Origin of the sequence: Pseudoxanthomonas sp. SL93 (genome assembly GCF_026625825.1) — a bacterium.
Lineage (GTDB): Bacteria > Pseudomonadota > Gammaproteobacteria > Xanthomonadales > Xanthomonadaceae > Pseudoxanthomonas_A.
Map to the genome: position 1 here is coordinate 2217727 of NZ_CP113065.1, position 18284 is coordinate 2236010.

An 18284-nucleotide genomic window follows, 5' to 3' on the forward strand; every position below is an offset into this window, starting at 1 on the left:
CCATCACGGCAAAGGCACCACATCCAGCAGCGCTGCCACCAGACGATCGCCATCCCACCCTTCCGCCGTCGCCTCGTAGCTGGGCAGCACGCGGTGGCGAAGCACATCGGCGGCGATCGCGCGGATGTCGTCGGGCGTGACGAAATCGCGCCCGGCCAGCCAGGCGCGCGCACGCGCGCACCGCTCCAGCGCGATGGAGCCACGCGGACTGGCGCCCCAGGCAATGCGTCGCGCCAGCGAGGCGTCGTAGCGCGCGGCATCACGGGAAGCCAGCACGAGTTCGATGAGGTAACGCTCCAGCTGGGGCGCCATGTGCAGGTTCAGCACGGCGGCGCGCGCGGCGAAGACGTCCTCCAGTGGCATACGTGGCGGCTGTACCGGCGCGGCGGTCATCTCGTCCCGCGCGCGCTCCCGTGCCAGGCGCAGGATCTCGGCCTCGGCCGCCGCCTCCGGGTAACCGATCCGGACATGCATCAGGAACCGGTCCAATTGGGCTTCCGGCAGCGGGAACGTGCCCTCCTGCTCGATCGGGTTCTGCGTGGCCATCACCAGGAACAGCGCAGGCAACGGATACGTGTGCCGGCCGACGGTGACCTGACGTTCGCCCATGGCTTCCAGCAGCGCGGACTGCACTTTCGCCGGCGCGCGGTTGATCTCGTCCGCCAGCAGCAGGGGATGGAAGATGGGACCGGCCTGGAATTCGAAACGGCCTTCCTGCGGCCGCCACACTTCGGTGCCCGTCAGGTCTGCCGGCAGCAGGTCGGGCGTGAACTGCACGCGCGCGAAGTCCGCCTGCAGGCGCGATGCCAGTGCGCGGATCGCGGTCGTCTTGGCCAGGCCGGGCGCGCCTTCCACCAGCAGGTGGCCATCGGCCAGCAGCGCGACCAACAGACGCTCCACCAGCGCGGACTGGCCCACGATGGTCTGGGCGAGGCCCTCCCGCAGCGCGGTGAAGGCCGCATGCAGGCGTGCGTGTTCGGCATCGGGGGAGACGCCCGTCGCGGCGGGATCGATAGCGGGGTTGTCCATGGGACCTGTCGGGGGTGGAGCCTGGGGCGATTTTGACCCAGCCGAGCGCGGATGGTTCACCGCGCTGGCGACACGGGCATGCGGTATTCAGCTCTGGCACGCCGGAAACGACACGGGGGCCTTGCGGCCCCCGTGTGGAACAAGCATTGACTGCAGGCGATCAGCGGCGCTCGGCCACGCGCAACACCTTCGGGGTGACGAAAATCAGCAGCTCGGCCTTTTCCTTGCTGCGACCCTTCTTCTTGAACAGGTTGCCCAGGAAGGGGATGTCGCCCAGGAACGGCACCTTGGCAATGCTGGCGCGGTCGGTGAACTCGTACACACCACCGATCACCACCGTCTGACCGTCCTCGATCAGCACGGCGGTATTGATTTCGCGACGCGCCAGTTCCGGCACGGAACCGAAGTCGCCCAGGTCGATGAAGCGGATCACCTCGTCCTTCTTGACGTTGAGGTTCAGGAAGACGCGGTTGTCGTCGGTGATGGTCGGCGTGACCTTCAACTCCAGCAGCGCTTCCTTGAACTGCACGGTCGGCGTGGCGATGCCGGTGCCGCTGCCGGTGACGGTCAGGTAGCCCACTTCACGACCCTGCTTGATCACCGCTTCACGCTGGTTGGTGGTCACCAGGCGCGGATTGGAAATCACTTCGCCACGGCCTTCTTCCTGCAGGGCGGACAGCTCCAGATCCAGCTGGAAGTTGGCGCCCAGCAGCGTGTAGGCGATCGCACCCACGGGATTGGTGGTGTAGGTGTTGGCTGGCAGATTGACGTTGAGATTGTTCTCGGTGGTGCCGTCTACGATGACGTCGGTCGTGTTTTCCAGCGAACCGCCGATCACCTGCGTGCGATCACCTTGGCGACGGCCGAGAATGCCGAAACGGGCGCCGAGGTCACGCGCGAAACTGTCCGTGGCAATGACGATGCGGCCCTCGATCAGCACCTGGTCGACCGGACGATCGATCACCGCGATCAGCTCGCGCATCTGCGCGACCTTCTTCGGGATGTCGCTGATCATCAGCGTGTTGGTGCGTTCGTCCGCCACCAGGCGGCCGCGCTGCGACAGGAAGCCGTTCTCGTTCTGGTTGTTGCCGCTGCCACCGCCACCACCACCACTGCTGTTGCCGACGCCCTTGGCTTCGGTCAACGCCTTGAAGATGGCGTTGGCGCTGTGGTAGTTGATCTGCACGTAGTCGGTGATCAGGTCTTCGCGGTTCTCGATCGCGATGCGCGCGTCCTCCTTGTCCTGCTCGAACTTGGCCAGTTCGGGCTGCGGCGCGACCCAGACAACGTTGCCGTCACGGCGCTTGTCCAGGCCACGGGCGCGCAGCACGATGTCCAGCGCCTGGTCCCACGGCACGTTGACCAAACGCAGCGTCACGTTGCCCTGCACGGTGTCGGAGGCCACGATGTTCAGGTTGGACTCTTCGGCAATCAGCTGCAGCACGGTGCGTACCGGCACGTCCTGGAAGTTGAACGTCACCGGGCGGCCTGCGTAGCGGCGCGCTTCGGTCGCCACCTTGGCGGCCGCCGTCGCGATTGCGCTGGAGCTGGTGCCGGAAGAGGCATTGGCACCACCGATGGCCTTCTGGCCGGCCCGCGGCACGATCTCGACGACGTACTCGTTGCCCGACTGGTAGGCCAGTGATTCGAACTCACCGCTGGTGCTCAGCACCAGTTGGGTACCGCCGCCCTTGGACTGCGCTTCGACGCGCTGCACCGGGGTGGCGAAATCCACCACGTTGAGCGGACGCTGCAGCGAGGCCGGAAGGGTGGCGTTGCCCACGTCCACGACGACATTGCTGCCCTGGTTGCGCAGGTCAGGCGCCGCCCCCTGGCCATCGAACTTGATGACCAGGCGACCGGCACCGTCTTCACCCCGACGGAAGTCGATGTTGGACACCGAAACGGCACGCGCGGGCGCCGTGGCGGTTTGGGGAGCGGCACTCTGCGCGGCCGGCGAGCCTGCGCTGGCAGCGCTTGCCGCGGCGAGCAGGCCGATGGCCAGGCCCAGAGAGCAGACCCGGAGCATTGCCAGGCGCCGGGCAGGCCGCAGGCGGTGGGCGTTGGAAGCGATCATCGTGTATCCCCTAATCATTGATCTTCAAGCGCGATGGAGGCAGGCCGTTCCAGCCAACCGCCCGCACCATCCGGCACCAGTTCGACAAGTTCTATGCCATCTTCACGGACCGTGGTGACACGGCCGTCGCTCTGCCCCAGGTAGTTCCCCGGACGTACCCGGTAGGTGACCTTGTCGGGTCCCATCACCAGCGCCACCAGCCCCGGACCGCGGCCAAGCGTACCGACCATGTCCAGGCTGTCCAGCGGATACTGCTCCAGCGTTTCCTTGCGCCGGTTCGGATCCGGGCGCAGGCCCGGGCCGTCGGTGTTGTTCCAGGCGTCGCTGAAGGGATCGCGCATGGTCTGCGCGGCGTACTCGAAGGTTTCGAACTGCTGCATCACCGGCAGCGGCTCCAGCGGTGGCGCTGGTCGCGCGCGCACGTCGGCAACCCATTTCTCGAGGTTCGGGGCGTCGCCCGGCGTGCTGGTGATGCCGCGCGCGCATGCGCCCAGCACCAGCATCATCGAAAGCGCCGCCATGAAACGGAGCGCCTTGTCGCTGACCGGCATCATGCGCCACCTCCTGCAGCCTGGCCATTCTTGGCGGCCTCTGCGGCCGCGGCCTCCTGCTCGGCCACTTCCTTCTCATCCAGATAGCGGTAGGTCTTCACGGTACCGGACAGCTCCAGCGCGCCCCGGGCGCTGATGCCGCCCTTGGCTTCCTTCGGCTTCAACGAGATGTCGTGCATGGTCAGGATGACCACGCGAGGCAACGAGGCCACGCCACTGACGAACGCACCGAACTGGTGGTAACTGCCCACCATGCGCAACTGGATCGGCTTCTCGGCATAGAACTCTTTGAGCGTTTCCTGCTCGGGCTGGAACAGCTCGTTGGCCAGGCCGCTGGACAACGCGGTCTGCGAGATGTCGATGATCAGGTCCGGCATTTCGGTCTTGCTGGGCAGCTGGCGCAGCATCTGCTGCAACACCTGCTCCATCTGGGCCAGCTGCTGTTTGAGGGGCTCCAGATTGGCGGCCTTGGCCTGCTCGGTCTCGAACTTCTCGCGCAGGGTTACCTCCTCGCGCTCGAGCGATTCCAGCGTGGTGCGCTTGCCCTTGATGAAGAGGAAGAACGAGAACGCCAGGATGAACAGACTCACCAGCACGCAGAAACCGATCTTGGCGTTCTGCGGCCATGCGCCGATGTTGTTGATGTCCAGGTTCTTGAGCGATGTTTTCTTCTGGCTCATGACGCGCTCCCGGTGGTGGCCGGCGTCGAAGCACCGCTGGGCGTTGTGGCGGGGGGCGGGCTGGCCGGTGCGGCCGGCGGGGTAGTGGCGGGCGTAGAGGGTGCCGGCGCGGGCTGGCCTTCCACGGGTGCGGGCGGCGCAGCGGCAGGCGGAGCATTCGGATCAGCCGGCACCGCATTCGCGGCAGCGGCTTCTTCCTCAGCCATCGGATTGGCCAGGCGCACCTGCAGCTTGAAGACATACGGCAACGCGCGGCTTGCACCGGTGGCGGCCAGCTCCTTCGTGTCTTCCGGCTTGGCCTCGATGATGGACAGCTCGGGCTTGGTCATCCAGCCAGAGGTCTCGAGGTTGCGCATGTAGGCACTGACGCGTGCGTTGGATTGCGCGCGGCCTTCCAGCGTCAGCACTTCACCGTCCTGCTTGATGTTGGACAGTGAAACGCCATCGGGAATGGTGCGGACCAGCGAGTCGAACAGGTGGACCATCTGCGAACGGTTCGCCTGCAGCTTCTCGATGACTTCCTTGCGGGCCAGCAGGCGACGCTTCTGTTCGTCGAGTTTCTCGATTTCCTTGTTCTGTGCTTCGACCTTGGCGATCTCGGCTTTCAGGAAATCGTTGCGCACCGTCTGGCCGGACACCTGGCGGTCGTAGTGGAACCACAGCAGGAACGACAGCAGCAGGCCGGCGATGGCGGCCGCACCCAGCATCACGTAGAACTCGCGCTGGCGCTGGACGCGGCGCTCGGCGCGCCACGGGAGTAGGTTGATTCTTGCCATCAGTCGAAGCTCCTCAAAGCCAGGCCGGTGGCGATCATCAGTGCGGGAGCATCCTGCGCCAGCGCATGCGCCTGCACGCGCGGGCCGAGGGTCATCTGGGCCAGCGGGTTGGCGACCACGGTCGGCACGCCAAGCTGCTCTTCCACCATCTCGGGCAGACCCGGCAGGGCGGCGCAACCACCGGCCAGGACGACCTGGTCGACGCGGTTGAACTCGCTGCCCGCATAGAAGAACTGTAGCAGGCGGCTGATCTGCTGGACGGTCGCTTCCTTGAACGGCTCCAGCACTTCCACTTCGTAACTTTCCGGCAGGCCACCCTGGCGCTTGGCCAGGCCGGCTTCCTCGTAGGTCAGGCCGTAGCGACGCATGACTTCGTCGGTCAGCTGCTTGCCACCGAACACCTGCTCGCGGCTGTACAGGCTGCGACCACGACGCAGGACATTGAGGGTGGTCATGGTGGCACCGATGTCCACCAGCGCGACCACGCCGTCCTGCGGAATCGGCAGGTCGTCGGCCATCAATGCGAAGGCGTTCTCCACCGCGAAGGCTTCCACGTCCATCACCTTGGCGGACAACCCGCCCAGCTCAAGCGCGGACTGGCGCAGTTCGACGTTCTCGGAACGCGACGCCGCCAGCAGCACCTGCACCATCTCCGGGTTGTTGGGCATCGGGCCCAGCACCTCGAAGTCGAGGTTCACTTCCTCGATGGGGTACGGAATGTAGTTGACGGCTTCCAGCTCCACCTGGGCTTCCAGGTCGCTGTCGTCCAGGTCGGCCGGCATCGGGATGATCTTGGTGATCACCGCCGAACCGGCGACGGCCGCTGCGGCGTGCTTGGCCTTGCTGCCCGCGCGGTTGACCGCACGGCGAATGGCTTCGCCCACCCGCCTCGACCTCGACGATGTTCTTCTCCACCACCGCATTGGGCGGCAGCGGCTCCACCGCGTAGTGTTCCACGCGATAGCGGTTTCCGACACGCGACAGCTGAAGCAGCTTGACCGCAGTCGAACTGATGTCGACGCCAATGAGCGGCGACTGGCTTTTTGGGATTAGCCCCACGGTCTTTCCCCTTCCGACGGGCACTGGGCGTACGGCGTGCGCCCACATTAATAACCAAGTTTTTACTCTTGGCAACCGACGTTTGCGTGGCTGTGCGGCCTGTCACGCTTCACGAGGGTTGTTCCCCAAGTCCCTGTTCCCCTTGGGATCGCCCATGGCGGCCCCGGCGGTCATCTATACTCTGCCGCCACGAATTCTGCAATCGGAAAGCACTGGATGACCCGTTTCCGTCGTCTTCTGCGTTGGACGCTGATCACGTTCTTCGTATTCTCCCTGGCCGGCCTGGTCGGTCTGGGCGTCCTGTACTACGCCGTCTCGTCCAAGCTGCCGGACATCCAGTCCCTGCGCAGCGTCGAGCTGCAGGAACCCCTCTATGTCTACGCCAGCGATGGCCGGCTGATCGGGCTCTATGGCGAGACCCGGCGCTACCCGGTGCAGATCGCGCAGGTGCCGGCACGGGTCAAACAGGCCTTCATCGCCGCCGAGGACAGCAAGTTCTACGAGCACAACGGCGTGGACCCCACCGGCATCGGCCGCGCGGTCTGGCAGATCGTCAGCCGCAAGGAAGGCCGCGTGGCCGGCGGCAGCACGATCACCCAGCAGGTGGCGCGCCAGTGGTTCCTGAGCTCGGAATACAGCTACACGCGCAAGCTGGTGGAAATGATGCTGGCGATGCGCATCGAGAAGATGCTGAGCAAGGACGAGATCCTGGAGCTCTATCTCAACAAGAGCTTCTTCGGCAATCGCTCCTATGGCGTCGCCGCGGCCGCGGAGTACTACTACGGCAAGACGCTAGATCAGCTGACCCTGGCCGAGACGGCCACGCTGGTCAGTGCGTTGAAGTTTCCCTCCAGCGGCAACCCGATCAGCAATCCCGGGCGCAACCACCAGCGCAGCGTCTACGTGATCGAGCGCATGCAGGAGGACGGCTACGTCACCGCCGCCGACGCCTCGCAGGCGAAGGCAGAGCCCATGCACGCCAAGCCGCACGAGCGCCCGGTCGAGGTCTATGCGCCCTACGTGGCCGAAATGGTCCGCCAGGAAATGATCGCGCGCTTCGGTCCGGAAGCCCTGACCAAGGGCTACCACGTCACCACCACGCTGGACGCCACGCTGCAGGCGGCGGCCGGCGACGCCGTGCGCGATGGCCTGGGCCTGTATGACCATCGCCACGGCTGGAATGGCGTGGAGCGCCATTTCGACGTGGCCGCCGATGCCGATGCGGTCGCCCTCGCCGTGCAGTTGAAAGGCATTCCGCCGCAGAACGGCCTGATCCCCGCCATCGTCGCGCGCACGCTGGATGACGGTGGCGCGGTCGTCGTCACCGCCGATGCGCGCGAGATCACCCTCCCCGCGGCCGCCAGCAAGTGGACCGGCCGCACGCCGGCCAAGCTGTTGAAGCGGGGTGACCTTACCCGCATCAAGGCGGGCAAGAACGCCGACGAATACGTCATCGACCAGATCCCGCGGGCGCAGGCGGCACTGGTATCGCTGGATGCCAGCAATGGCGCACTGCGCGCCCTGGTCGGTGGTTACAGCTTCGCCGGCAACAAGTTCAATCGCGCCACCCAGGCGCGCCGCCAGCCAGGCTCCAGCTTCAAGCCCTTCGTCTATGCGGCGGCATTCGAAAAGGGCTTCAATCCTGCATCGATCGTGCTGGACGCACCCGTCGTCTTCCGCGACCGCCGTGGCCACATGTGGCGCCCGCAGAACGACGGCGGCGGCTTCCGCGGCCCGATGCGCCTGCGTGAAGCGCTGGTGCAGTCGCGCAACCTGGTCTCGGTGCGCCTGCTGGACGGCATCGGCGTGCCGTTCGCCCGCAAGTACATCAGCCAGTTCGGCTTCGAGGAGGCGGAACTGCCGCCCAACCTGTCGATGTCACTGGGCACGGCTTCGTTGACGCCCCTGTCGGTGGCACGCGGCTATGCCGTGTTCGCCAATGGCGGCTCGCGGGTCACCCCGTGGTTCATCGACGAGGTGAAGGACCGCGAAGGCAACGTGGTGTTCAAGGAGAATCCCGCCATCGCCTGCCGCAGCTGTGGCCAGGGCCAGCACGGCGGCACGGCGCCGGCGGCGCAGGTGGTGGACGGTTTCAACTTCGGTCCCACCCAGGCCGCCAAGCCCGCCACGCCAGCGGCCAACGCGCCGCCCAAGCCCGTCGAAAAGCCGGTGGACCCGAGTGCGGTCACCGCGCCGCGCGCCATCGATGAGCGCACCGCCTACCAGCTGACCTCGATGATGCGCGACGTCGTGCAGCGCGGTACGGGTACGGCGGCCAAGGTGCTGGGCCGGGAGGATGTCGGCGGCAAGACGGGTTCGACCAACGAACACCGTGACGCCTGGTTCGGCGGTTTCGGCGGCCCCTACGCCACCGTGGTCTGGGTCGGTCGCGACAACTTCCAGTCGCTCGGCTACCGCGAGTACGGTGGCAAGGCCGCCCTGCCCATCTGGATCGACTACATGCGCGTGGCCTTGAAGGACAAGCCGATCGCATCGAACGACCCGCCCGACGGCATGGTGCAGGCGACGCTCAATGGCGTCACCGAATGGGTCAAGGTCGAGGACATGGACCGCATCCAGGACTACGACCTCTATGGCCCCGAAGACGCGGTGCCGGACGAGGAAGCGTTCGACATCTTCTGACCTGATGCCTGCCGCGCCCGTCGCGCGGCGGCACGATGACGGCACCTGTCGGCGCCGTCATGGACATTCAGAGTTGCTCGTGTAGAGTCGCCTTCAGTTTCGACGCGGAGGCACGCCATGCACCACGCCCGTCAGCACGCCGAAACCCGTACCCGCGAGCGACGCCAGCGCCTCGCCCACGAAGCCGCACGCCTGATGGCAGAAGGCGGCATCCGCGACTTCCACCAGGCCAAGCTCAAGGCCGCCAGCCGGCTGGGCATCCACGACGACGCCTCGTTGCCGCGCAACCGCGAAATCGAGGACGCCCTGCGCGAGTACCAGCGCCTGTTCGCAGGCCCCACGCATGCGGCCGGGCTGCGGCAGCGGCGTGAAGCCGCGCAGCGGGCGCTGGGGTTCTTCGCCCCGTTCGCGCCCCGCCTGGTCGGTCCGGTGCTGGACGGCACCGCCGATGCCCGCTCGCCCGTGCACCTGCACCTGCACAGTGATGACCCGGATGCGATCACGCGTTTCCTGGAAGACCACCACATTCCGGCCGAAGCCCGCACGCGTCGGCTGCGCCTGGATCGCGAGCGCATCGCGGACCTGCCGGTCTGGGTGTTCAGTGCCGAAGAGCTCAGCTTCGACCTGACCGTGCTGCCGCACGACGCGCTTCGGCAGGCGCCGCTTTCGTCGGTGGATGAAAAGCCCATGCGGCGGGCGTCGGATGCACAGCTGCGGCAGTTGCTGGTGGAAGAAGAGATCGCCGGCTTCGAAATGCAGGACGGCATGGATCCGGCAGCCCACTGACATGCCCCGCGCGGGGCATTCGGCTCAACCCTTCACGCGGCGCATCTCGGTCGCCACCTTGTAGCGCCCGTATCGCAACAGCGACTGGGTGAAGTCCTCCAGCGCGCGTTCGTCCTCGCAGGCCAGCACCAGCTGGTAACAACCTTCGCCGGCCACCTTGCTGGCGCTTTCGACGTCCTCGTGCATGGCCAGGAAGGCCTCGAACTCGTCGAAGCGCGGCGTGTCCATGAACACCGTGACGAAGTAGCGCCGCAGGTCGCCCCGCACCACGGCGAAGCGGCGTATCACCCCGCTGTCGACCATCTGCTGTACGCGGGTCGACACGGCCTGGCCGGTCAGGTGCACCTGCTTGCCCAGCTGCTGCCAGGACATGCGCGCGTCGTGGGACAACTGCGCCAGGATGGCGCGACTCATCTTGTCCATGGGCATCTCTTTCAAGGTTCAAGCGGGACCGCTGCAATGCTTTCAGGATGCAATTACAACCGGAGGGCGATGCGTCCAGGATGGTCGCTCCCCTCGCTGGCCATTATCGCCCGATGAAAACCGCCCTGCTCCTGATCGACCTGCAGAACGACTACCTGCCCGATGGCAGGTTCCCCCTGTGGAACACCGCGCCCGTCATCGACGCGACGGTGGACGCCATCGCCCTTGCCCAGCAGCGCGACATGCTGGTCGTGCACATCCAGCATGTATCGCAGTCGCCGGAGGGTGACGGCGCATTCTTCATCGCGGGCACCGAGGGAGTAAAGATCCATCCCCGCATCCTGGCGGCCGCGCCGGAGGCGCCGGTGGTCGTCAAGCAGTTCGCCGACGCCTTCCACCAGACCGCGCTCGAAGCCCTGTTGTCCCGCCACGGCGTGCAGCGGCTGCTGGTCGCCGGCATGATGACCCAGAACTGCGTCACCCATACCGCCATCTCGAAGGCAGCAGAGAAATACCAGGTCGGCGTGCTGGCCGACTGCACGACCACCGTCAGCCAGCCCATCCACCAGATCGCGCTGCACGGGCTGTCGACGCGGGTACCGCTGTTGATGTCCGCCGACGCGTTCTGACCCGCCCCATAAAAGCAGAAGGCCCCGCGAGGGGCCTTCTGATCAAACCAGCGAACCAGCAGCGGATCAGCGCTGGTCCTGTGCCTTGTAGTCGCGCACGTCATAACCCGTGTAGATCTGGCGCGGACGGCCGATCTTCGCTTCGGGATCGACCTGCTGCTCCAGCCAGTGCGACACCCAGCCGGCGGTACGGCCGATGGCGAACATCACGGTGAACATCTCGGTCGGGATCTTCAGCGCCTTGTAGATGATGCCGCTGTAGAAATCGACGTTGGGGTACAGCTTGCGCTGGATGAAATAGTCGTCCTTCAAGGCCGCCTCTTCCAGCTTCATCGCCACTTCCAGCAGCGGATCGTTCACGCCCAGCTCGCCCAGCACCTTGTGGGTCATCTCGCGGATGATCTTGGCGCGCGGGTCGAAGTTCTTGTAGACGCGATGGCCGAAGCCCATCAGGCGGAAGCCGGATTCCTTGTCCTTGGCCTTGGCCACGGCGGCATCGACCTTGTCGGGCGTGCCGATCTCTTCCAGCATCTTCAGCACGGCTTCGTTGGCGCCGCCATGGGCAGGGCCCCACAGCGCGGTGATGCCGGCGGCCACCGAGGCGTACGGGTTGGCACCCGTGGACCCCACCAGGCGCACGGTGGACGTCGACGCGTTCTGCTCGTGGTCGGCATGCAGGATGAACAGCAGGTCCAGCGCCTTGGCGACGACCGGGTTCATCTCCAGCGGTTCGCTGGGCACTTCGAACATCATGTGCAGGAAGCGGTCCACGTAACCCAGGTTGTTGCGCGGGTAGCGGATCGGCCAGCCGATGGAATAGCGGTAGGCGGCGGCGGCGATCGTCGGGCACCTTCGCGATCAGGCGGATGGCGGCCAGGCGGCGCTGCTCGGGGTCTTCCAGGTCCAGCGTGTCGTGGTAGAACGCGGACAGCGAAGCGACCGTGCCGGCCAGCATGGCCATCGGGTGCGCGTCGTAATGGAAGCCGTGCAGGAAGTTCTTCAGCGACTCATGCATCATCGTGTGATGCGTGACTTCGTGGTCGAACTTCTCGAATTCGGCCGTGGTCGGCAGTTCGCCGTTCATCAGCAGGTAGGCCACTTCCAGGAAGCTGGAGTGCTTGGCCAGTTGCTCGATCGGGTAACCGCGGTACAGCAGCACGCCGTTGTCGCCGTCGATGTAGGTGATGGCGGACTTGCAGCTGGCGGTGGCGGTGAAGCCGGAATCGTAGGTGAAAAGGCCGGTTTCCCTGGTCAGCTTGGAAACATCGACGCAATCGTTGCCAAGCGTGGGCTTCAGGACTGGCAGGACGACGGATTTGTCGCCTGCATTCAGCGTGACCTGGTCAAGTTCGGACACAGTGTGCGCTCCTTCGTGGGGATGCACCGGCCGGTTGCCCGGTCGGCGTGTGACGGATGTCCAGGGAGTGAACCTTGGATAACCCCAATTATCGCACACCGCCCTTGGAGCCGTCGCTCAAAAGCGGACCAAAGTCAGACCAAAGAATAAGGCGCGCGGCCCGCGCCGCAAGCATTTCCCGGCATGCGGGACGCCACGGGAATCCAGCGCGGAATGACGGAAACGCAAACGGCCGCGCACCAGGCGCGGCCGTCAGGCGACACGACGAATCCGTCAGCGCGCGTAGCGCTTCTGGAACTTGTCGATGCGACCGCTGGTGTCGATGACCTTGTGCTTGCCCGTATAGAACGGGTGCGAAGCCGAGGAGATTTCGACCTTGATCAGCGGGTATTCGTTGCCGTCTTCCCACTTCGTCGTTTCCTTCGCGCCCAGCGTGGAGCGGGTCAGGATCTTGAAATCGGAGGTCACGTCGTGGAAGACGACTTCGCGGTACTGGGGATGGATGTCGGCCTTCATGGCGGTAACACCGTGTAGCGGGAATGGAAGAGCGGCATTGTAGCCCGCACGCGCCGGCCGGCGCAACCCGGCCGGACGCCTGGGCTCAGGTCGCGGCGAGTGCGGCCTGGATCAGGCGCTCGAAGCCGGCCTGGTCGTACTTCAGCAGGATGTTGGCCTTGTCCGGCCGCCCCCCCTCCCGCCGCCAGTCCACCACGGAGGCGCCGCGGGCGTGGACGCCCTGCAGCTCGACGGCCAGGGGGCGTTCGGCCAGTTCCAGCGCGCCCTCCGGGGCCAGCACGAAAGCCATTGCCAGGGCATCGGCCGCGTACCAGTGGTCGCCCCGGCGGTCGGCGGACCACAGCCGCGTTTTCTCGGAAATGCGGTCGTAGAACCGGGCACGGTCCGAATCGGCCTTCAGCCAGTCCGCCACGCGCTCGTGGTGGAGGCCATGGGCGATGGTGGCTTCCCAGTCCGCCAGGTCGTAACGCTCGAAGGCCTCGAGCACCAGGTGTGCTGCTTCCGGGTCGAAATAGAAATTGAACTCTGCCGCTGGCGTGATGTTGCCGTGGCATGTCACCGCGCCCCCCATCACCACGAAGCGGGCCACGCGCTGCGGCAGCGTCGGGTCCAGCTTCAGCGCCAGGGCGATGTTGGTCAGCGGCCCGAGCGCGACCAGCGCGAGTTGCCCGGCATGCTGGTGCGACAGGCGCAGGATCGCGAGCGCCGCGTGCTCGGCTTCCGCCTGGCGTGCGGCGGGTGGGAAGCCGACATCGCCGAAACCGTCCTGCCCATGCACGTAGCCCGCGTCCGGCGACGGATGCAGCAAGGGTGCAGGCGCGCCGGCGAACACGGGAATGTCAGCGCGCCCCGCGACTTCGCACAGCTTCAGGGCATTGCGCACCGTGTGCTGCAGGCCCACGTTGCCGGCGGCAATGGTCAGGCCGACGATCTCGTGGCGGGGATCGTTGAACGCCATCAGCAGCGCCAGCGCATCATCGACGCCCGGATCGGTGTCGATCAGCAGGGGAATCTTGTCCGTCATCTTCTTCTCTTCGTCGTCTGGCTGCCGAGTCTGGCACTGGCCGAACCCGCATGGAAGCTTACGGCCACGGTCACGCCGAGGCGTACCGCGCCGCGCCGCCCACCCAACGCGCGATCACGCGGTCAGCGGTGGCTTCGTCCTCTGCCAGCAACTGCTCGGCCAGCGCATGCACCTGCGGCAGCAGGCCGGCGTCACGCGCCAGGTCGGCCACGCGGAACGCGGCCAGGCCCGTCTGCCGCGTGCCGAGCAGTTCGCCCGGCCCGCGCAGTTCCAGATCCTTTTCTGCGATGACGAAGCCGTCGTTGGTCTGCCGCATCGTCGCCAAGCGGTGCTTGGCCATCATCGACAAGGGCGGCTGGTACATCAGCACGCAGCTGGATGCGGTGGCGCCACGGCCCACGCGGCCACGCAACTGGTGGAGCTGCGCCAGGCCAAGGCGCTCGGCGTTCTCGATGATCATCAGCGAGGCGTTGGGCACGTCGACGCCCACTTCGATGACCGTCGTCGCCACCAGCAGGTCGATCTCGCCCTGCTTGAAGCGGCGCATGGTGGCCTGCTTGTCGGCGGCCTTCATGCGCCCGTGCACCAGCGCGATGCGCAGTTCCGGCAACGACGCGGACAGCGTGTCGAACGTGGTCTGCGCGGCCTGCGCGACCACTTCGTCGCTGTCGTCGATCAGCGTGCACACCCAATAGGCCTGCCGGCCCTCCGCGCACGCGGCGCGGATGCGCTCCACCAGCTCCGGCCGGCGCTCCGCGCTCAGCGCCACGGTCTGCACCGGGGTACGACCCGGGGGGAGTTCGTCGATGGCGGACACATCCAGGTCGGCATACGCCGCCATCGCCAGCGTGCGCGGTATCGGTGTCGCCGTCATCACCAGCTGGTGCGGCACGCGGTCCCGGTCCGCGCCCTTGTCGCGCAGCGCCAGGCGCTGGTGCACGCCGAAGCGGTGCTGTTCGTCGACGATGGCCAGGCCCAGGTCGCGGAAGGTCACGGCTTCCTGCATCAGCGCGTGCGTGCCCACGACCACCTGCGCCTGTCCGCTCGCCACGTCCGCCAGCACCGTGGTGCGCGCCTTGCCGGTGACCTTGCCGGCCAGCCAGGCCACGCGCACGCCCAGCGGCTCCAGCCACCCGCGCAGGTTGGCCAGGTGCTGCTCGGCCAGCAGTTCGGTGGGTGCCGCCAGCGCTACCTGCTTGCCGGCTTCGACCGCCAGCATGGCGGCCAGCGCGGCGACGACCGTCTTGCCGCTGCCCACGTCGCCCTGCACCAGCCGCAGCATCGGCGAGGGCTGCTTCAGGTCTTCGCGGATCTGTGCATAGACGCGCTGCTGCGCGCCGGTCAGCGTGAAGGGCAGGGATTTCTGCAGTGCGGTCGCCAGCTTGCCCTTGCCTGCCAACGGCGGTGCGCCATGGCGGCGCATGGCCAGGCGTTGTCGACGCAGGCTGAGGTGATGGGCGAGCAGTTCCTCGATGGCCAGCCGGCGCTGCGCGGGATGCGTTCCCAACGCCAGCGCCGCCACGTCGGCGTCGCGCGGTGGGCGATGCATCGTCAGCAGGGCCTGCCGCAACGAGGGCAGGCCAAGGCCCGCGAGCAGCCCGGGCGGCAGCAGCTCCAGCGCCGCGTCGTCGGGCAGCTTGTCCAGCGCGAGGCCGATGAGCTTGCGAAGCGTTGCGGGACCGATGCCTTCCACCGCCGGATAGACCGGGTCAAGGGCATCGCCCAGCGCCATCTCGTCGTCATCACCGAGCACGCGATAACTGGGATGGATGATTTCCAGGCCGTTCTGGCCCGGCTTGGGCGTGCCGTAGCAGCGGATGCGCGCGCCCACGGCGAACTGGGCCACCTGGGCCGCGCGGAAGTGGAAGAACCGCAGCACCAGCGAGCCGCGGGAATCATCTCCGACCGCCACGCGCAGCACCGGCCGATAACGGAAGCCGCGCTCCACCGCCTCCACCCTGCCCTCCACCTGCGCCGGCACGCCGGGTTGCAGCAGGCGGATCGGCGTGATCGCGGTGCGGTCCTCGTATCGAAGGGGAAGGTGCAGCCACAGATCCTGCACGGTCAGCAGGCCGCGCACGGCCAGCTTCTCGGCCACGCGCGGCCCCACGCCCGGCAGGCGGCTCAAGGGCTCGGAGGAAAGTTCGACGGAAGCGGTGTCGCGACGCACGGGCATGCGACAAGCATGCCGGCAATGGGCGAAAACAAAAACCCCGGCGCCGTCCGACGCCGGGGTTTCGCCCCCATCATGCCATGGTCATTCCACCCGACGGCCGCCTCAGAACTTCAGGCTCACTTCCATGCCGTACGTGCGCGGCTCGCTGACCACCGCGCCCACCGTGCCAAATGCCTCGCGACCGTAAACGTTCAACTGGGTGACGTATTGCTCGTCGAACACGTTGTTGCCGTAGACCGCCCAGCTCCAGTGTCCGCCGGCCGATGTCCAGCCCAGCTTCACGTCGGTGCGGTTCTGCGATTCGCCGGTCGAGAACGCGGGGAAATCCGCGCAGTCGCCCGACCCCAGGTTGTACGCGTTGGCGCGGCAGGCGCCGCGATACGCATGCCGCAGCGCCAGCCGGAGGTCACCCGTCTCGCCCAGCTGCCAGGTGTAGTGGCCGCCAATGGCGGCCGACCAGCTCGGTTCGCCGGTGGGCTCGCCATCCAGGTCGAGGGTGCCCGCACCGGTGACGACGCTGTAGTCCTTGTACTTCGCATCGATCCAGGCGGCGTTGAAGTCCATGCCGAACGCATCGCTGACCTGCCAGCGCAGGTCGAAATCGACGCCGGTGGCTTCCACGTCCCCGGTGTCCACCACGAAGCGCGGGATCGCTGTGGTGTTGTCCAGCCGGATCGACTGGCGGTTGTCGTAGCGGTAGTGGTACAGCGACAGGTTGTACGCCAGTCGCGCCTCGGGCAACGCGTGCTTGATGCCGATCTCGGCATTCCACACGTCCTCGTTGTCCTCGTTGTCGAACTCGCTGCCGATCTGCAGCGCATTGAAGCCGCCCGCCTTGTAGCCCTTGGCCAGCGACGCGAAGCCCATCAGCCCGTCGGTGAAGTGGTAGTCGACGACGAAGCGCGGGCTCCAGTCGCTCCACGAATCGCTGGCACGGTTGGTGATGCCCTTGTTCATCATCGCCGGCGGATCGATGAAGGCCAGGTCGAAGACGAAGAATTCCCGCGGCACGCCGGCCAGCGCGAAGAAGCCCGCCGCATCCAGCACGTCCAGGGTCGCGTCCAGGGTCGGTGCGCTGCGCAGGTCGTTGAACCAGCTGAAGTCCTTCTCGTCGCGCGTGTAGCGCAGGCCGACGGTGACGTTGAGCTTGTCGTTGACGTGCCAGATGACGTCGCCGAAGCCGGCGAAGGCCTTGGTCTTCAACGTATTGTGGAAGGACTCGTTCCAGCGGTGATCCAGCAGGGTCAACGGAATGCCGTTGGCCGCCAGCACCTGCGAGAAGTAACCGAACAGCGTGCCATCCGGCGTGGGCGCCAGGCCCAGGTTGGCCACCGCGGTATCGACGGCCGTGCTGGTGGTGTCGACCTCGCTGGTCTGGCTGGCCTCTTCCTCGTAGTAGCTCACGCCCGCCAGCCAGTCGAGCCGACCGGCGCTGCCACTGAACTTGAACTCCTGGTACTTGTTTTCGTTGGATTCGCTGTTGGTGGAAGAGAGATACAGGTTGGGCCGGTTGGTGCCGTCTTCTTCCACCCGGTTGAGCGAATCGAACTGCCGCCAGGCGGTGGTCGAGGTCAGCGTGCCCCAGCCGAATGCATGGTCGATGATCAGCGTGACGCCATCGAACGTGCGCCACTCGGCGTTGTCGACCGTGTCGTTGAACGTGCCGATGTCGCGTGGATCGAGGTAGGTGGTCGGGTCGGCCGGAGCGACCGGTGTGCCGGGGCTCGGCGGCAACGGCACGATGCCGGTGGTGGGACGGCCCTGCTGGTCGAGGCTCTCGTGGTCCCAGCTGAGCAGCGCGGTGGTGTTGTCGCCCAGGCCCACTTGCCAGGCCGCGCGCGTCGCCCACACGTTGTCGCCGCCGAGGTCCTGCCCGGTCGCACCGTCATCCAGCCAGCCATCGCTGGTGTTGAACATGCCGTTGAGGCGCAGCGCGGAGCGCTCGCCCACCGGGATGTTCGCCATCGCTTCGACGTACTGCTTGCCTTCGTTGCCCAGCCTCAGCTTCACCGCCGCCTCGGTCTCGTTGCTGGGCCGCTTGGTGATGATCGATACCGCGCCGGCCGCGGTGTTGCGGCCGAACAGGGTGCCCTGCGGCCCCTTCAGTACCTCGATGCGCTCCACATCGGTCAGCGGCAACAGGATGCCCCCGCTGCGACCGGTGTAGACGCCATCGATGAATACGCCCACGGCGGGATCAGTGCCGATGCCGAAGTCGTCGGTGCTGATGCCGCGCAAGGCGATGGACGGTTGCGTCGGCTGCACGCTGTTGATCTGCAGGCCGGGCACGAAGCTGTCCAGGTCGCCCATGTCCTCGGCGGTGACGTCGCTGATGATCTGGTCGTTGAGCACCTGCAGCGCGATCGGTACATCCTGCAGTTCCTGTTCACGGCTCTGCGCGGTGACGGTAATGGTGTCCAGCGTGGTGGCCGGGTCCGAAGCATCGCGCGCTGGCGCGGCCTGTTGCGCGAATGCCACGCCACTGCTCCCCAGCACGACACAGCCGAACAGCGCATGGCGAAGCCCGACCACCAGATTCCGTTGCATCACTTTCATCA

The 18284-nt window shown here is 66.5% G+C and carries 13 protein-coding genes and 2 pseudogenes; 3 read left to right on the plus strand and 12 right to left on the minus strand.

Annotation, left to right across the window (positions count from 1 at the left end; genetic code table 11):
• Nucleotides 1–3 precede the first annotated feature (3 nt).
• From OVA13_RS10510 to OVA13_RS10535, 6 genes and pseudogenes are all read right to left on the minus strand, one after another.
• Nucleotides 4–1029 carry an AAA family ATPase gene (locus tag OVA13_RS10510; protein ID WP_267790434.1) on the minus strand — a complete coding sequence of 342 codons (1026 nt, stop codon included), beginning with the start codon at nucleotides 1027–1029 and terminating at the stop codon, nucleotides 4–6.
• Between the two features lie 160 nt (nucleotides 1030–1189).
• Complete coding sequence (locus OVA13_RS10515; RefSeq protein WP_267790435.1) at nucleotides 1190–3106, minus strand: type IV pilus secretin PilQ; 1917 nt, start codon at nucleotides 3104–3106, stop codon at nucleotides 1190–1192.
• A gap of 14 nt (nucleotides 3107–3120) precedes the next feature.
• Entirely contained in the window at nucleotides 3121–3657 is a 537-nt protein-coding gene (locus tag OVA13_RS10520; protein WP_267793508.1) for a pilus assembly protein PilP, read from the minus strand.
• Nucleotides 3657–4337: a type IV pilus inner membrane component PilO gene (gene pilO / locus OVA13_RS10525; RefSeq protein WP_267790436.1), complete on the minus strand. Its 681-nt coding sequence runs from the start codon at nucleotides 4335–4337 to the stop codon at nucleotides 3657–3659. Before pilO ends, OVA13_RS10520 begins: the two co-directional genes overlap by 1 nt.
• Complete coding sequence (locus OVA13_RS10530; protein ID WP_267790437.1) at nucleotides 4334–5113, minus strand: PilN domain-containing protein; 780 nt, start codon at nucleotides 5111–5113, stop codon at nucleotides 4334–4336. The genes pilO and OVA13_RS10530 overlap by 4 nt, the downstream gene beginning before the upstream one ends.
• Nucleotides 5113–6172: pseudogene (locus OVA13_RS10535) on the minus strand (pilus assembly protein PilM). Before OVA13_RS10535 ends, OVA13_RS10530 begins: the two are co-directional and overlap by 1 nt.
• A gap of 216 nt (nucleotides 6173–6388) precedes the next feature.
• On the opposite strand from OVA13_RS10535, the gene OVA13_RS10540 reads away from it, so the two are divergent.
• Together OVA13_RS10540 and OVA13_RS10545 are read left to right on the plus strand one after the other, a co-directional pair.
• Nucleotides 6389–8815: a penicillin-binding protein 1A gene (locus OVA13_RS10540; protein WP_267790438.1), complete on the plus strand. Its 2427-nt coding sequence runs from the start codon at nucleotides 6389–6391 to the stop codon at nucleotides 8813–8815.
• A gap of 117 nt (nucleotides 8816–8932) precedes the next feature.
• Nucleotides 8933–9601, plus strand: coding sequence for a hypothetical protein (locus OVA13_RS10545; RefSeq protein WP_267790439.1), 669 nt, complete (start codon nucleotides 8933–8935; stop codon nucleotides 9599–9601).
• Between the two features lie 24 nt (nucleotides 9602–9625).
• Here OVA13_RS10545 and OVA13_RS10550 read toward each other — a convergent pair whose 3' ends face one another.
• Nucleotides 9626–10024, minus strand: a complete 399-nt coding sequence (locus OVA13_RS10550) for an Lrp/AsnC family transcriptional regulator (RefSeq protein ID WP_267790440.1) — start codon at nucleotides 10022–10024, stop codon at nucleotides 9626–9628.
• A 113-nt stretch (nucleotides 10025–10137) separates the two neighbouring features.
• Between OVA13_RS10550 and OVA13_RS10555 the strand changes: the two genes are divergently transcribed.
• Nucleotides 10138–10653 carry a cysteine hydrolase family protein gene (locus tag OVA13_RS10555; RefSeq protein WP_267790441.1) on the plus strand — a complete coding sequence of 172 codons (516 nt, stop codon included), beginning with the start codon at nucleotides 10138–10140 and terminating at the stop codon, nucleotides 10651–10653.
• 66 nt (nucleotides 10654–10719) lie between these two features.
• Here the strand turns inward: OVA13_RS10555 and OVA13_RS10560 are convergent.
• The 5 genes and pseudogenes from OVA13_RS10560 to OVA13_RS10580 form a co-directional block, all read right to left on the minus strand.
• Nucleotides 10720–12010, minus strand: a pseudogene (locus OVA13_RS10560) (citrate synthase).
• Nucleotides 12011–12283: 273 nt separating this feature from the next.
• Complete coding sequence (locus OVA13_RS10565) at nucleotides 12284–12526, minus strand: type B 50S ribosomal protein L31 (protein WP_267790442.1); 243 nt, start codon at nucleotides 12524–12526, stop codon at nucleotides 12284–12286.
• Nucleotides 12527–12611: 85 nt separating this feature from the next.
• Nucleotides 12612–13550 carry a nucleoside hydrolase gene (locus OVA13_RS10570; protein WP_267790443.1) on the minus strand — a complete coding sequence of 313 codons (939 nt, stop codon included), beginning with the start codon at nucleotides 13548–13550 and terminating at the stop codon, nucleotides 12612–12614.
• 70 nt (nucleotides 13551–13620) lie between these two features.
• The gene (recG, locus tag OVA13_RS10575; RefSeq protein WP_267790444.1) at nucleotides 13621–15726 is read right to left on the minus strand and encodes an ATP-dependent DNA helicase RecG; all 2106 of its coding nucleotides are present in this window, start codon (nucleotides 15724–15726) and stop codon (nucleotides 13621–13623) included.
• A 102-nt stretch (nucleotides 15727–15828) separates the two neighbouring features.
• On the minus strand, nucleotides 15829–18282 hold the full coding sequence (locus OVA13_RS10580; protein WP_267790446.1) for a TonB-dependent receptor: 2454 nt from the start codon (nucleotides 18280–18282) through the stop codon (nucleotides 15829–15831).
• Nucleotides 18283–18284 lie beyond the last annotated feature (2 nt).

What these genes read in the sequence shown, in the direction of transcription:
- OVA13_RS10510 (WP_267790434.1), bottom strand. Translation starts at nt 1,029, where the DNA reads ATGGACAACCCCGCTATCGATCCCGCCGCGACGGGCGTCTCCCCCGAT.
- OVA13_RS10515 (WP_267790435.1), bottom strand. Translation starts at nt 3,106, where the DNA reads ATGATCGCTTCCAACGCCCACCGCCTGCGGCCTGCCCGGCGCCTGGCA.
- OVA13_RS10520 (WP_267793508.1), bottom strand. Translation starts at nt 3,657, where the DNA reads ATGCCGGTCAGCGACAAGGCGCTCCGTTTCATGGCGGCGCTTTCGATG.
- pilO (WP_267790436.1), bottom strand. Translation starts at nt 4,337, where the DNA reads ATGAGCCAGAAGAAAACATCGCTCAAGAACCTGGACATCAACAACATC.
- OVA13_RS10530 (WP_267790437.1), bottom strand. Translation starts at nt 5,113, where the DNA reads ATGGCAAGAATCAACCTACTCCCGTGGCGCGCCGAGCGCCGCGTCCAG.
- OVA13_RS10540 (WP_267790438.1), top strand. Translation starts at nt 6,389, where the DNA reads ATGACCCGTTTCCGTCGTCTTCTGCGTTGGACGCTGATCACGTTCTTC.
- OVA13_RS10545 (WP_267790439.1), top strand. Translation starts at nt 8,933, where the DNA reads ATGCACCACGCCCGTCAGCACGCCGAAACCCGTACCCGCGAGCGACGC.
- OVA13_RS10550 (WP_267790440.1), bottom strand. Translation starts at nt 10,024, where the DNA reads ATGGACAAGATGAGTCGCGCCATCCTGGCGCAGTTGTCCCACGACGCG.
- OVA13_RS10555 (WP_267790441.1), top strand. Translation starts at nt 10,138, where the DNA reads ATGAAAACCGCCCTGCTCCTGATCGACCTGCAGAACGACTACCTGCCC.
- OVA13_RS10565 (WP_267790442.1), bottom strand. Translation starts at nt 12,526, where the DNA reads ATGAAGGCCGACATCCATCCCCAGTACCGCGAAGTCGTCTTCCACGAC.
- OVA13_RS10570 (WP_267790443.1), bottom strand. Translation starts at nt 13,550, where the DNA reads ATGACGGACAAGATTCCCCTGCTGATCGACACCGATCCGGGCGTCGAT.
- recG (WP_267790444.1), bottom strand. Translation starts at nt 15,726, where the DNA reads ATGCCCGTGCGTCGCGACACCGCTTCCGTCGAACTTTCCTCCGAGCCC.
- OVA13_RS10580 (WP_267790446.1), bottom strand. Translation starts at nt 18,282, where the DNA reads ATGAAAGTGATGCAACGGAATCTGGTGGTCGGGCTTCGCCATGCGCTG.